We start from the raw sequence: 14842 nt of genomic DNA, 5'->3' as shown, positions 1-14842 counted from the left end.
GAATATCACGATGGCAAAACTGAATGCCTACTTTGGCGAATACGGCGGTCAGTACGTTCCGCAAATTCTAGTTCCAGCCTTAGAGCAACTAGAGCAAGCGTTTATCGACGCACAAGAAGATCCAGAATTCCGCAGTGAATTCATGACGCTTCTTCAAGAGTATGCGGGGCGTCCAACAGCTCTGACTCTAACTCGTAACCTAACTAAAGGTACGAAAACCAAACTGTACCTCAAGCGTGAAGATCTACTTCATGGTGGCGCACACAAAACTAACCAAGTGTTAGGTCAAGCGCTGCTTGCGAAACGCATGGGTAAAAACGAAATCATCGCAGAAACCGGCGCAGGTCAACACGGCGTAGCAACTGCACTAGCGTGTGCGCTACTTGGTCTGAAATGTCGTGTTTACATGGGTGCAAAAGACGTTGAACGTCAAAGCCCGAACGTATTCCGTATGAAACTCATGGGTGCTGAAGTAATTCCGGTTCACTCAGGTTCAGCAACACTTAAAGACGCATGTAACGAAGCACTACGCGACTGGTCTGCAACTTACGAAGACGCACACTACCTACTAGGTACAGCTGCAGGTCCTCACCCATTCCCAACGATCGTTCGTGATTTCCAGAGAATGATTGGTGAAGAAACGAAGAATCAGATTTTGGCACGTGAAGGTCGTCTTCCTGACGCCGTTATCGCGTGTGTCGGTGGCGGCTCAAACGCGATTGGTATGTTTGCTGACTTTATCGAAGAAGAAAGCGTTCGCCTAATTGGTGTAGAACCTGCGGGTAAAGGCATCGATACAGACCAACATGGTGCACCACTTAAGCACGGTAAAACGGGTATCTTCTTTGGTATGAAAGCACCTTTGATGCAAGATCCAAACGGTCAGGTAGAAGAGTCTTACTCTGTTTCTGCGGGTCTAGACTTCCCATCTGTAGGTCCACAGCATGCGCATCTTAACGCTATTGGTCGTGCCGAATATGACAACGTCACCGATGATGAAGCACTAGAAGCATTTCAAGAAATTGCGCGTCATGAAGGTATTATTCCTGCTCTCGAATCTTCTCATGCACTGGCACACGCCCTGCGTATGGCTCGAGAGAACCCAGAAAAAGAGCAATTGTTAGTTGTAAACCTATCAGGTCGTGGTGATAAAGATATCTTCACTGTGCACGCCATCCTAGAAGAAAAAGGAGCGATCTAATGAGCCGTTATGCAAAGATGTTTGAGCGCCTAAACGAGAAAAACCAAGGCGCGTTTGTACCGTTCGTAACGGTTTGCGATCCAAACGCTGAACAGTCCTACCAAATCATGGAAACGCTCGTGGAGTCCGGTGCAGATGCTTTAGAGCTGGGTATCCCATTCTCTGATCCACTGGCAGATGGTCCGACAATTCAAGGGGCGAACATTCGTGCTCTAGAATCTGGTGCTACGCCTGATATCTGCTTCGAGCAAATTGGTAAGATCCGAGCGAAATACCCCGAGCTACCAATTGGTCTTCTGATGTACGCAAACCTTGTTTACTCACGTGGTATCGAGAACTTCTATGAGCGTTGTGCAAAAGCGGGCATCGATTCTGTTCTGATTGCAGACGTACCAACCAACGAAAGTGCAGAGTTTGTCGCAGCCGCTGAGAAGTTTGGTATTCACCCAATCTTTATCGCGCCACCTACAGCCAGTGACGAAACACTTAAGCAAGTATCAGAGCTTGGCGGTGGGTATACTTATCTACTCTCTCGTGCCGGCGTTACTGGTGCAGAAACCAAAGCAAACATGCCAGTTGGTCATATGCTAGATAAGCTGAACCAATTCAATGCGCCACCAGCGTTACTCGGTTTTGGTATCTCAGAGCCAGCTCAAGTAAAAGAAGCACTAGAATCAGGTGCTGCAGGTGCTATCTCTGGTTCGGCTGTTGTGAAGATCATTGAAGCAAACGTAGAGCAACCGCAAACCATGCTCAACAAGCTTGGCGAGTTTGTATCAGCAATGAAAGCTGCAACACAAAAATAACGTATTACTGATTTGTGGAATATGAGATCGATTCCTTATTAACCATTCGGAATCGATCTTTTTTTTAACATCCATTCTCTAAATTCTCCTCTTCCTTATCATCTATTTTATAAACATCACCCAGTAAAAATATCACCACGATCGATAGCAATCGTTTGCCTCTGATTAAAAAACTATCATTCATCAATAAATTCCCAGTTAGTTGGTCAGTTTGTACGGAAATTGTATTGCTAATTGTGAATGATAAGTGTAAAAAGCAAGGCGATATAATTATCCAAATAACAACTTTAGATTGGTGGGTAATTTTAGGATTTTACATATTATTAGCACAGAGGTTATGGAAGTGTTAAAACAAAAGAGTTTGCTAAACAACATTGGCGTGCAAGTCGTCATTGCAATGATCGTGGGTACTGCCGTTGGTGCCTTCATGGGTCAAAGTGCGACTGTATTCGCGCCGCTTGGTGCTATCTTTATCAACCTGATCAAAATGCTTGTGATCCCTTTGGTTGCAGTGGCGCTGATCTCAGGTGCGGCTGGTCTAGGTAACAGCCAATCTGCAGGTAAAGTGGGGTTAGTAACCCTAGGTTACTTCGGTCTAACGTCAGCGCTCGCTGTTGCACTAGCGCTGTTTATGGGTGAAGTATTCCAACCGGGCATGGGTATCGACGTTTCTGGCGTTGAAGGCATGTTTTCTGCTGAGTACGCTTCAAAAGGTGAACTACCTACTTTCTGGGCTACCATCACTGGTATGATTCCAACGAACGTTTTCCAATCACTAAACGAAGCGAACATCCTTCAGATCCTTGTGTTCTGTATGTTTTTCGGTATTGCGATTTCAAAACAAGAAAAAGCACGCCGTGAACCAATCATCAATGGCGTAAACTGCATCGTTGACGCAATGGTTTGGATGATCAACAAGGTCATGATTATTGCCCCTATTGGTGTATTCGGTCTTATGGCTGAAGCTGTGGGTACGTTCGGGTTTGGCGCTCTAATGGTAGTGTTCAAGCTTTTCGTTGTTTACGTTGCAGCAATCCTTGTCTTCGGTTTCGTTGTGTACCCAGCAATGGTGCACATCTTCACTAAGACATCGGCGAAAAAGTTCGTATCTGCAATGAAGAAGCCACAAGCGGTTGCCCTGTCTACAGCTTCATCGATGGCGACACTACCAGTTACAATGGATACGTGTGAGAAAGAGCTGGGCGTTAAAAACTCAACAGCATCCTTTGTTCTTCCTCTTGGCGCAACCATCAACATGTCCGGTAACGCAATTTACTATGGTCTGGTTGCAATTTTCTTCGCGCAACTGTTCAACATCGACTTAGGCATGGGCGCGTACATCGCTATCATCGTGACTTCAACGTTAGGTGCAGTAGGTCAAGCTGGTGTTCCAGGCCCGTCATTCCTAGTCGTTGCAGTACTGCTTGCTGCAGGTATTCCAATCGAAGGTCTGCCACTATTGTTCGCTCTAGACCGTATCTTCGATATGATTCGTACCGCACTAAACATCACCGGTGACGCTGCATGTGCAGTTATCGTAGATGCTTTAGTTGAAGAAGAAGCGGCACAAGTTGAGCTTCAAAAGCAAGAAGCATAAGCCTGAACGTATTTTAAACAAGCCGCTCAAAAGAGCGGCTTTTTTTGTACTTAACATTGCAGTAAGTAACCATTTAAATAGAAACCAATGGCATATTTTTTCTCAAGTGATATAAGGGAGCCATAAACATAAAAAATCAATAAACCTAGGCTAGGTTGAACCATGAAATTTACGTCGTCTTTAGGCTCACTGTCGACGAGCTGTCTGCCTATCGAAACAAAACAGCAAGCATTGCTTGAACTCGTCATCAACGCATATCAACCGCATGAGCGCGCTGCTCTATTTCAGACTATTACTGATTATCGCAGAAACCAATTAGTCTCTATCTTCCCTGAACATCAGGACAACAGCTTTTCTGTGCTGTTCGAATTGATGGACTATCGAGATCTTGTGCAACGTTACCCAAGCACACTTTCAGCCGATATTGCTTTGCTAGAAAAAGTCGTCGGTCAATGTTACATGCATTGGCTCGAGTTTTGGTGCGCGTGCGAAATTGCCGCGATCAAAGCCAAAGCTCCATTCACAACGTCTGCCCCTACTTCGCCCTCCTTGCCATTTAAGGACAGCGCGTACTACGGCGTATTGATTGAGCGAATAGAAGATGCGCAACTTGCGGTACAAATCCCCAGCCATCCGCATGCAATGTCAATCAGTGATGCAATTACATTGAGTAATCTTGAGCTTTTTATACAAGGTGAAAAGTGGTACGAAATGTTGCCTTTACTCTTTCTATCTCAAGTCGGTAAGCACTTCATCTTACTCAAGCACCCTGATGAAGAATCGTGTCCAACGCTCGTTGCTTCAGCTTTGATTCAGAATTGGCAGATACACAATACATGGCTAAGTTATGCGCCGCAGTTTAGCAATGCAAAGTGGCATTATTGCTTACCAGAGCACGCAGAAGAGACCCTAGCTCGCTTACAGCTGTTTACATCGCCAACACTGTCAAAGTGTTACTCTCTCCAAGAATTTGATAACGAATTCAAGTTACAATTGTCTGATAAAAAATCGGTATGCGAAGTATTGCGGCTGACGGTAAGTGGAAATGCTCAACAAAAGCTCTACTATCTCTATCTTGCTCAAAAAGAATTAATGAGTGTTTTGCACCAAGCAGGTTACAAAGTCGGCTTCACAATCATTGAGCAACCTTTCATGCTCAACTTTTATAAAGCAATTGATGAGAAAGCGTATTTCCATTCGGGATATTGCGACCTAAACAATGACGGTAAACAGACTTACCGTGGATTTTGGAATTTTGAAATGATGGTCAAAGCCTTCAATAACATCGATTTTCGCCACTACAAACGCACCGTAAGTGCGATAAGAAAAGGCAAATCGGTCGAAAGGGACGAACATGTTTGATCTCAGCTTAGAGGCAATCGTTTACACCAAAGCCATCACGTTACTTGCGACAGTGGCGGTGGTGATGATCTGGTTAAGCTATTACTGCTATCGACTCAAACAAAAGAACGAAGTGATCTTTGGTACACACCATGCGCCCTACATTGCGTATTCAGTGTGTATCATTGCGTGGATCAGCAGTAACGCTTACTTCCATACTAATCTCTTGCCTGAGCTTGGTGCTTCGGCGGGTATCTTTATGGCGAAGTTTGCTAACTTAGCATCCTTTTTTGCTTTCGCCTTTGCTTACTATTTTTCTTGCCAGCTTGCGGCAGAGCAACGCAAAGGCAAAGTGCATTTGTGGCAGCAAGGTATCTTTGTCACCTTGACGGTGTATTCACTGTTTATCAATTTGCGTCCAGATTTGACAGTCGAACACGTCGATATTGAAGGTCCTAGCCAGTTTGTTATCGAATTTGGCTCACACACGTCCTATTTCTTTATTGGTTTGGTCAGTTTCGTTGTGCTCACTTTGGTCAACCTCGTCGCCATGCGAGCAAACAGCAGCAAACTTACGCTAGCAAAAACCAACTACATGATCGCGGGCATTTTAGTATTCATGCTCTCTACCGCGACCATTCATCTTGGTATGACCTACTTCTTGGGTGATTTCTCTCTGACATGGTTGCCACCCGCGCTGTCGATCAGTGAGATGCTCTTTGTCGGATATGCACTGCTGACCTCGCGCTTCTACAGCGTGAAGTACCTAGCGTACATGACGTTAAGTGCCTTATTGGTATGTGCTATTTTCGTGCTTCCATTGGGGGCTATCTTTATCCCGATGACCGACAATAACCAATGGTTAATTGCCACGCCGATCTGCGCTTTAATCGGGATCACTTGGGGCTTGCTATACAAACGCGTAAGCCGTTACGCCTCTTTCCTGATTTACGGTGACAAAAAGACACCTGTCCAACAAATATTGGCGCTAGAAGAGGACTTTAAACTCTCAATTGATGATGCAATGCGCCGCTTAGGAACACTGCTGCAGATTCCTAATGACAAGCTGCGCCTGGTCACCAGTAACTACAATGAAACATTCTACGAAGATTACCTTTCATCAAACAATTCAGTGCTTGTCTTTGATGAGCTTTCTGAAGAACTTGAATACAAAGTTCCAGCTAAGCGTTCAATGAAAGCGCTTTACGATAAGATGAGTTCGAACAATACAGCATTGGTGATGCCGCTGTTTGGTCAGGGTAAATCTGTCACGCACCTATTGGTCTCGCCGCATAAAATCAACAATCAGATGTTCTCTAACGAGGAAATCTCCGCCTTGCAGACGCTGCTTACTCGAGTACAAAGCACTATCGAAGCAGATCGCCGTATTCGCCAAAGCCGAGCACTTGCCAATTCGATTGCTCACGAGATGCGCAACCCACTCGCCCAAGTGCAGTTGCAATTTGAAGCCTTAAAGCAGCACATCGAATCTCAAGCACCGACCGAACAGATCTTGGTTGATATTGAGAATGGACAAACAGCGATCCAACGCGGCCGCCAATTAATCGATATCATTTTGCGCGAGGTCAGTGATAGCTCACCTGAGCACGAGCCGATTGCCATGACCTCTATCCATAAGGCTGTAGACCAAGCCGTAAGTCGCTACGGTTTTGAAAATGAGAAGATTATTGAACGAATCCGCTTACCGCAACACGCTGACTTTGTGGCAAAACTTAATGAAACCTTATTCAACTTTGTCATTTTCAATCTCATTCGCAACGCAATTTACTATTTTGACTCTTATCCAGACAGTCAAATTGAGATCAGCACCAAAACCGGTTCTTACGAGAACGTACTGATCTTTCGAGATACAGGTCCAGGCATAGACGAAACCATTTCTCATAAAATTTTTGATGACTTTTTCTCACATCAAAAGAGTGGCGGCAGTGGCTTAGGGTTGGGCTACTGTCAACGCGTCATGCGATCGTTTGGTGGACGAATTGAATGTGTATCGAAGCGCGGTGAGTTTACCGAATTCCATCTGTATTTCCCTGTAGTGCCCAACGCACCGAAAGCAGAAACACTGCGGACTCCGTATTTCAATGACTGGAAACAAAACCAGCCACGCACTGAACAAAACGTCGTTGACAACGTATCAATAGATAAAGATGCACCAACAGTACTCATTGTTGATGACAAAGAGGTGCAACGTGCATTGGTGAAGATGTATTTAAACCAACTCGGCGTGAATAGCCTGCAAGCCAACAACGGTGAGAATGCCGTTGAAATGTTTAAAAACCACTCCGTGGATTTGGTTTTAATGGATGTGCAGATGCCTGTGATGAATGGCTTTGAAGCGAGTAAGCACATCAAAGCAATGTCCGCTTATACCCCTATCATCGCTTTATCTGGAGAGTCCGGAGAACGTGAATTGGAGATGATTAGTAAGCTCATGGATGGACGGTTAGAGAAGCCCACCACCTTGGCTGCTCTACGTCATGTTCTCAAAGAGTGGCTAGATAAGGACGCGGCTTCGCACACTTTTGAAACACAGAGCGAATAGTTGGCACCTGATATGCATTACTGAAGTACAAATCGAATTATCCATTGATTCAAGCCCTCAACAACAAGGAAGAGTCGCTTGATAAGGAGTGAACATGATGCTTCATAGACACACATATTACGGCTTGATACACCACGGCATCAAAACCTTATTGCTTGACCGTGTTGGACATTACACCGAAGAAGAGTATCACCAGTACCTGAATTTAATGACCGGCAAATCAACATGTTTCACCATGAGTCATGACGAGCTTGAAGCGACCGTCGACAACCTACTACGCGAAGGTTATCTAGAGGACGTGAAAACGCTCATTACTCGATATCAAGAGGTCGCCTAACCTACTTGTTACCTCAAATTGCCGCTTCTTGAGCGGCAATTTTATTTTCCTTTCGACCTATACCCAAGTAACCTCGAGATGCTAGGTTCAGCGAGAATGACTTGGTTTGTAGACGCGGCGGCGATTTAAAGGTTTAGTGGGCCTAAATCAAGAATCGGCAACAAAGTATACAAGCCAAGACAACTCGCCCTTTGGGAGCGTGTCATTGACCCGATTACTGCGTCAAACAACTTGGAAAGAGGTGGCTATTACACTGCGTTGTTTTCCTTGTTCTCGAATCAATGACAACGCTCTGAATCCTGCATCTTGAAGTCACTTGGGTATATAGATGTTCACTTTGCCTCAGATTTCGCTAGACTGTCCTCAACTCAACAACTAGGTAGTATTTGCCATATGAAGCAAATCCTTGATTTTATCCCTCTGATTATCTTTTTTGCCCTATACAAGATGTACGACATTTATGTGGCGACAGGCGCATTGATTGTCGCAACGGCAATCCAGTTGGTTGTGACATTTGCCTTGTACAAAAAAGTGGAAAAGATGCAACTGGTCACCTTCATTATGGTGGCGGTCTTCGGTGGTATGACCATCTTCCTGCATGACGACAACTTTATTAAATGGAAAGTAACCATCGTTTACGTCATGTTTGCCGCTGGCTTAACGGTAAGTCACGCCATGGGGAAATCCGCTATAAAAGGCATGTTAGGCAAAGAATTAACGCTACCTGACGCCGTCTGGAACAAAATAAACTGGGCTTGGGTTGGCTTTTTCTCCTTCTTCGCCGTATTCAATCTCTACATCGCGTATACCTTACCGCTTGATGTATGGGTTAACTTTAAGGTGTTTGGCTTATTGATTGCGACAGTGGTTTATATGATTGCAACAGGCTTTTATATCTACAAACATCTACCAAAAGACGACAAAGAGCAGAAAGAAAACTCATCCGATGTATCGGTTGATGATTAAAAACTCAGTTTTGCTATAATCCGCGCACATTGATTATTCGCAGCGACCCAAGGGTCGCTGTTTTGTTGTTTGCTCCATTTTTTGCATATTAGAAATATTAGGATGTCATCATGAGTGAAGAAGGTCATTCACCTAAAGGGCAATTACTGCTTCGTACTTTGGCAATGCCGGCCGACACCAATGCCAACGGCGATATCTTCGGTGGTTGGATCATGTCTCAGTTGGACTTAGCTGGCGCAATCTTGGCCAAAGAAATATCTTCAGGTCGCGTTGTTACTGTGTCAGTTTCCAGCATTACCTTTAAAAAGCCTGTTAGCGTTGGGGACGTTGTATGTTGCTACGGCGTATGCAGTAAAATTGGTCGCACTTCGATGAGCGTTGATCTAGAGGTTTGGGTAAAACCAGTCAAAGTCGATGGTGTTGAAGACCGTTTCATGGTTTGTGATGCCACCTTTAACTATGTCGCTATCGACAGTGATGGTAAGCCTCGCCCAATTCTGAAGTAACAAAGCACCCGAAAGGGACCAAATGCTAGGAAGAAGCTCACAATTTCTTATGTTGACTTGTGAGAGGCACAAAAAAGGCGTTAAATTAAGGCTTTACCCCACCGATTAAGGAACTATGCTATGTGGTACGTCATCTTTTCTCAGGACGTCGAGAATTCATTGGAAAAGCGTCTGAGTGTTCGCCCTCAACATCTTGAGCGCTTGCAACAGCTTCATGATGAAGGTCGCTTGTTGACCGCCGGTCCAATGCCAGCTATCGATTCTGACAATCCAGGTGAAGCGGGCTTTACTGGCTCGACCGTAATCGCCGAGTTCGCATCTTTGGAAGATGCGCAAGCTTGGGCTGATGCGGATCCTTATATTGCGGCGGGTGTTTACGAAAACGTGATCGTAAAACCGTTCAAAAAAGTGTTTTAAGTTATGAAAAAATTACTGTGTCTCTTCCTCGCATTAGGTGCCTTGGCGGGTTGTTCATCGAATGATGATAAGCAGCGTCAACTTGAATTGATGGCATCTAATCGTGCAGGCGTTCTCTCTGCGGGTTTACCGCTCGAATACGGTCCACTCAAGATCCTACGCGTATCATCCAACAAAAATGTGGTTGAGATGATGATGATCTATAACGACGATGCACTCGGTGCAAAACCACTAAATCAAGTACTGAACACCAGTATCTATACTTACTGCAACACACCAACAGTGCGTGAACAGATCGATATGGGCTTGATGTACCGCATTAAAATTAGAAATTCTCGTGGTCAGTTGATGGCAGACGAGTTGGTTTCAGAACAAACCTGTACGGCGAGTCAAAAGCCACAGTAAAGGTTGGAATGGTTAGCTTAATCCAATCACAAACAAGCAAAAGCGAGGGGCTATCCCCTCGCTTTTTCGTTTCTACTCAATCTTCACGACTAAACCAGCTCCGCTCGTAGCTTTTTCGCCGCGGAGACTAGATTCGCTAACGCAGCTTCTGTTTCTGACCAGTTACGCGTCTTTAATCCACAATCAGGATTTACCCACAAACGCTGTGCCGGAATCTTCTCTGCCGCTTTCTTGATTAGCTCTTCGATCCATTCTTCCGATGGAATGTTCGGCGAGTGAATATCGTAAACGCCCGGACCGATTTCGTTAGGGTAATTGAAGTCTTCGAACGCTTTGAGCAATTCCATGTTCGAGCGCGAAGTTTCAATGGTAATCACATCTGCATCTAACGCGGCAACAGAATCAATGATTTCATTAAACTCGCTATAACACATGTGCGTATGAATTTGCGTTTCTGGTTTAGCGCTTGCCGCCGCGATCTTGAATGCATCGACAGCCCATTGCAGATACGCTTTATGGTCACGTTTTTTCAGTGGCAAACCTTCACGGATAGCAGGTTCATCAATTTGAATGATATTGATGCCAGCCTGTTGTAAATCAGACACTTCATCGCGCAGTGCCAAAGCAAGTTGGTCAGCAATTGCTTTACGGGTGATATCTTCACGAGGGAAAGTCCAACATAGAATTGTCACTGGTCCTGTCAGCATCCCTTTCATTTTCTTATTCGTTAAAGACTGAGCATAAGTTGACCATTCAACCGTGATTGGTTTTTCACGTTCAATATCTGCGACAACAATAGCAGGCTTAACGCAACGAGAACCGTAGCTTTGAACCCAGCCAAACTTCGTCGTCTGGAACCCTGCTAAGTTTTCTGCAAAGTACTCCACCATATCGTTACGCTCTGCTTCACCGTGCACTAATACATCAAGATCGAGGGCTTCTTGACGTCTAACCGCATCTGCAATGTGCCCTTTTAGCGCTTGGTGATAGTCATCCGTCGAAAGTTGACCACTACGAAACGCACTGCGCTGAACACGAATCTCACTGGTTTGAGGGAAGGAACCAATCGTCGTCGTTGGTAGTAGAGGTAACCCTAACACTTCCGCTTGATGCGCAGCTCGCTCTGCATAGGGTGCGCTGCGCTCAGTTAAGGATGCTGAGATGCTATTCAAGCGGGCTTGTACATGTGGCTTGTTGACATAAGCAGCCGTTTTGCGATCTTTAATTGGTTGGCTATATGTATCACACGCCAATATCGCGTTGTGGTCACCATCGAGCGCACGACCAAGTAACGCAACTTCCGTGACTTTTTGTTTGGCAAACGCAAACCAACTTTTAACTTCATCACTGAGCGCTGGCTCAAGATCCAAATCCACAGGGCTGTGTAACAGTGAGCAAGAGCTGGCTACCCATAGATTGTCACCAAGTTTATCCTTAACGGGTTGCAAACGTTCACGCTGCGCACTCAAGTCAGAGCGCCATACATTACGACCATTCACCACACCCGCAGAAAGTACCCAACCTTGTGGCAGTTTTTCCACCACCTCATCAAGCTGCTCAGGCGACGCGGATAAATCGATATGAAGGCCATCAACTGGCAATTCGACAATCTTATCTAACGTGTCACTCACCGAATCAAAATAGGTAGTAAGTAGAACTTTGACATCGCTACGAATGACTTGATATGCCAATTTGAATGCGTCGCCCCACTTCTCTTCAAGCTCCAGAGAAAGAATCGGCTCATCGATTTGGACCCATTCGACGCCTTGATTTGCTAATTTGGACAGAATCGCTTGATAAGCGGTTAGCAATCTTGGCAATAAGGTGAGGCGATCAAAATCTTCTTCGATTTCTTTTCCTAAATACAGGTAGCTCAATGGCCCCAACAAAACGGGTTTCACGTTATGACCCAGTTTTATGGCATCGTTCACCTCTTCGAACAATTGAGGCCAACTGACTTCAAAACTATCGTCTTTGCTGAACTCCGGCACAATGTAGTGATAGTTGGTATTAAACCACTTGGTCATATCAGACGCAGCCGCCCCAGAACAACCGCAACCCGCTTGAGATTGCCCACGCCCGACTTTGAATAGTGTGTCTAAATCCGGAAAGCCATTAGCGTGGCGCTTTGGTGTGTGCCCTAGCAGCAGAGTGGTGGTCAATACATGATCATACCAAGCAAAATCGCCAGCCGTCGCGAAGCTCAATCCCGCTTCAGCTTGAGTAGCCCAGTTCTTTTCACGAAGTGTCGCCCCTACTTGTTTAAGCTCAGTTTGTTCAATTTCTCCTCGCCAGTATTTCTCCTGTGCAAACTTCAGCTCGCGCTTTTCGCCAATGCGTGGGTATCCAAGAATATGCGTTGTCGTTGTCATGTCCGTATTCCTTTTGCAGTGTCTGATATTTGAGTCAGTACATCGAGATTAAATTTCACCAAGATGTCTGGATGGCTAAAACTATCTCTCTGAGGGGCAAATTGAACAACATCCAATTATTCAACTTGTTTATTAGGAAAATTCATAATGAGAGCACTCACTCGTAATCTCTCAAAACAAATAGACGTCTAGACGTTTACATATCCAATTTTTATCGGTAAGTTAATAAAGCTCATGGTAGAAACACAAGGATGAATGGGATTCATGATAGAGTTGAAACACTTACGCACTCTGACCTCGTTACGAGACACAGGGTCACTCACGGCCACAGCGACAGCACTGCACCTGACGCAATCCGCTCTTTCTCACCAAATCAAAGATCTTGAATCTCGCATCGGTGGTCAGTTGTTTTTGCGTAAAACACGACCAGTGAAGTTCACATCCGAAGGTGAAATATTACTTCGTCTTGCCGATGACGTTTTACCCAAACTCGCCCGAGCAGAGAATGAACTCGCGAGCTTGAAAGAAGATGTCAATGGACGTTTACATATGGCTATCGAGTGCCATTCTTGCTTTCAATGGCTGATGCCTGCGTTGAAGGAATACCAAGTTACCTGGCCAAGCGTCACGCTCGACTTCTCTTCCGGTTTTGGTTTTGAACCTCTCCCTGCGTTGCTTGCCGGAGAGCTTGACTTGGTGATCACATCCGACATTCAACCACGCTCAGAAGTACACTATGAGCCGCTGTTTGATTTCGAAATGCGTTTGATCACGTCCACCAGCCATCCGCTTGCTAATAAAGACATCATTGAACCAGAAGATCTTGCCGATCAAACCATGCTCTCCTACCCGGTTCAGAAACAGAGATTAGATGTCGTGAAACACTTTTTACAGCCAGCGGGGGTTGAACCTGCGAAGTGGAAGCAAGCAGATAATACTTTGATGTTAGTGCAAATGGTGTCAGCAGGATTAGGTGTTGCCGCACTGCCTAATTGGGCGATTTCAGAGTTTTCGCGCCAAGGGCTCATCACCAGTAAGCCTTTTGGTAATGGGTTATGGCGTCGTTTGTTTGCCGCAACACGAAATTCAGAAAAGGAGAAGCGCTATCTACAAGCATTCTTTGCCACGGCACGCCAACAATGCAAAAGCCACCTTGATGGCATCAAGATGGCTTAATGATTCAGATATAGAGACAAGATTAGCGTTCGTAAGATTTGAACTGATTGGTAAGTGGGTCATATTGATAGCCGAGCATATCAAGCTTGCCCACTACCGATTCAACATCCATCTCGTACATAGAAACCAGCTCTTCGAAACTGTCGCATTCTAAGCGCAGCTTTTCATTGACGATACCCAGCAAAATAATGCTGTCCCAGTTACTCACATTGCTTAAGTCCATAGCGACACTCCTCTAAGACAAGGTATTTAGCCTCAGGGTTTTGTTGAGCACATGCGTCTAGGCGCGCTCTAAACAAATAGAGGCTATAACTAAAGCGTAGACTTAATCGAATGATTTGAAAGTGAGCTCGGTCTAAATCCCGAGCTCATTTGTGAAATTGTATGGGGAAAAGATAACCCAGCAGCTTACGCGCCAAGTAGAAACAGGCCTTGGAGACTTGTCATGGATGCCAAAGCAAGCAGCAGCGCTGCAGCAAGCTGAGCCTTATTCGGTGCTTTGTGCGTAAAGATGTGCCAACACCAAACCACAATCGCTATGATCAACATGGCTAGCGACGCCAAGATATGCTGTGTGACTGAGTTCAGTGTTGCTTCATCAAGTTGATATGCAGAAAACAAGGTCAGCACGACTAGCAACATACCCGATACCACACCAGCCACAGGTAAAATGCGGTGGAAAGCTTGCAAACGACTGCGCGCGATAACGAGAAGCAACTGAGCAAATACTGCCCCCAAAAAGAAAATCATGACAGCCATTGACGCAGAAGCCGCCCAATGCGCTTGCTCGAATACTTGGATACTCACATACGCAAACGCTAAGCCATTCGCTAGATGCAACGCCCATAGCGGACCTTTCTCACGTGTCTTCTTAGTTTGAACTTGAGAGTAGAAGTAGAAAATCGCGAATACGATCATGAATGCTTCAATACGAAGCGACGCTACTGCCAACCAAAGAATACCTATAGATGGCAGCATCTTGTGCAGACGACCACGTTGACCAGGACAAATATCACCTTTGATCAAAAGCAACGTCAACAGCGCTTGAGCGCCAAACAGCATTGGAGGAAAAGTTAACAGCAGTTGTTGAATCATGTTGAATACAAACTCAAAAGTCATTTTGGGGTGGCGATAATAGCAAATCGCCTATCGCCA

14 protein-coding genes are annotated in these 14842 nt (G+C 45.3%); 11 read left to right on the top strand and 3 right to left on the bottom strand.

Annotation, left to right across the window (positions count from 1 at the left end; genetic code table 11):
• Positions 1 to 10: 10 nt before the first annotated feature.
• From trpB to NL647_RS20185, 10 genes are all read left to right on the top strand, one after another.
• Complete coding sequence (trpB, locus tag NL647_RS20230) at positions 11 to 1201, top strand: tryptophan synthase subunit beta (RefSeq protein WP_005445041.1); 1191 nt, start codon at positions 11 to 13, stop codon at positions 1199 to 1201.
• Positions 1201 to 2007, top strand: a complete 807-nt coding sequence (gene trpA, locus NL647_RS20225; protein WP_009698413.1) for a tryptophan synthase subunit alpha — start codon at positions 1201 to 1203, stop codon at positions 2005 to 2007. Before trpB ends, trpA begins: the two co-directional genes overlap by 1 nt.
• A 337-nt stretch (positions 2008 to 2344) precedes the next feature.
• Positions 2345 to 3604, top strand: a complete 1260-nt coding sequence (locus tag NL647_RS20220) for a dicarboxylate/amino acid:cation symporter (protein ID WP_005445037.1) — start codon at positions 2345 to 2347, stop codon at positions 3602 to 3604.
• A 162-nt stretch (positions 3605 to 3766) separates the two neighbouring features.
• Positions 3767 to 4966 (top strand): acyl-homoserine-lactone synthase, encoded by a 1200-nt coding sequence (locus NL647_RS20215; RefSeq protein ID WP_049536664.1) that lies wholly within the window; start codon positions 3767 to 3769, stop codon positions 4964 to 4966.
• Positions 4959 to 7508 (top strand): hybrid sensor histidine kinase/response regulator, encoded by a 2550-nt coding sequence (locus NL647_RS20210; RefSeq protein WP_009698416.1) that lies wholly within the window; start codon positions 4959 to 4961, stop codon positions 7506 to 7508. Before NL647_RS20215 ends, NL647_RS20210 begins: the two co-directional genes overlap by 8 nt.
• 94 nt (positions 7509 to 7602) lie before the next feature.
• Positions 7603 to 7845 (top strand): hypothetical protein, encoded by a 243-nt coding sequence (locus tag NL647_RS20205; protein WP_009698417.1) that lies wholly within the window; start codon positions 7603 to 7605, stop codon positions 7843 to 7845.
• Positions 7846 to 8238: 393 nt separating this feature from the next.
• On the top strand, positions 8239 to 8811 hold the full coding sequence (locus NL647_RS20200; RefSeq protein ID WP_152163155.1) for a septation protein A: 573 nt from the start codon (positions 8239 to 8241) through the stop codon (positions 8809 to 8811).
• A gap of 110 nt (positions 8812 to 8921) precedes the next feature.
• Positions 8922 to 9317: an acyl-CoA thioester hydrolase YciA gene (gene yciA, locus NL647_RS20195; protein WP_005445028.1), complete on the top strand. Its 396-nt coding sequence runs from the start codon at positions 8922 to 8924 to the stop codon at positions 9315 to 9317.
• A gap of 120 nt (positions 9318 to 9437) precedes the next feature.
• Positions 9438 to 9734 (top strand): YciI family protein, encoded by a 297-nt coding sequence (locus NL647_RS20190; RefSeq protein ID WP_005445027.1) that lies wholly within the window; start codon positions 9438 to 9440, stop codon positions 9732 to 9734.
• 3 nt (positions 9735 to 9737) lie between these two features.
• Positions 9738 to 10139, top strand: coding sequence for a GspS/AspS pilotin family protein (locus NL647_RS20185; RefSeq protein WP_005445026.1), 402 nt, complete (start codon positions 9738 to 9740; stop codon positions 10137 to 10139).
• 89 nt (positions 10140 to 10228) lie between these two features.
• Here NL647_RS20185 and metE read toward each other — a convergent pair whose 3' ends face one another.
• Positions 10229 to 12511 (bottom strand): 5-methyltetrahydropteroyltriglutamate--homocysteine S-methyltransferase, encoded by a 2283-nt coding sequence (gene metE, locus NL647_RS20180; protein ID WP_253650614.1) that lies wholly within the window; start codon positions 12509 to 12511, stop codon positions 10229 to 10231.
• A 264-nt stretch (positions 12512 to 12775) separates the two neighbouring features.
• Here metE and metR point away from each other — a divergent pair, with 264 nt between their 5' ends.
• The gene (metR, locus tag NL647_RS20175) at positions 12776 to 13687 is read left to right on the top strand and encodes an HTH-type transcriptional regulator MetR (RefSeq protein WP_009699336.1); all 912 of its coding nucleotides are present in this window, start codon (positions 12776 to 12778) and stop codon (positions 13685 to 13687) included.
• Positions 13688 to 13709: 22 nt separating this feature from the next.
• Here the strand turns inward: metR and NL647_RS20170 are convergent, their stop codons facing one another.
• The gene (locus NL647_RS20170; protein ID WP_005445023.1) at positions 13710 to 13910 is read right to left on the bottom strand and encodes a DUF4250 domain-containing protein; all 201 of its coding nucleotides are present in this window, start codon (positions 13908 to 13910) and stop codon (positions 13710 to 13712) included.
• Between the two features lie 185 nt (positions 13911 to 14095).
• The gene (locus NL647_RS20165; protein WP_017189428.1) at positions 14096 to 14806 is read right to left on the bottom strand and encodes a hypothetical protein; all 711 of its coding nucleotides are present in this window, start codon (positions 14804 to 14806) and stop codon (positions 14096 to 14098) included.
• Positions 14807 to 14842: the final 36 nt, after the last annotated feature.

The organism is Vibrio sp. Y29_XK_CS5 (assembly GCF_024181835.1).
GTDB classification, from domain to species: Bacteria; Pseudomonadota; Gammaproteobacteria; order Enterobacterales; family Vibrionaceae; genus Vibrio; species Vibrio harveyi.
Note: the sequence above shows the minus strand (reverse complement) of the source record. Positions and strands in the feature narration are given on the sequence as shown.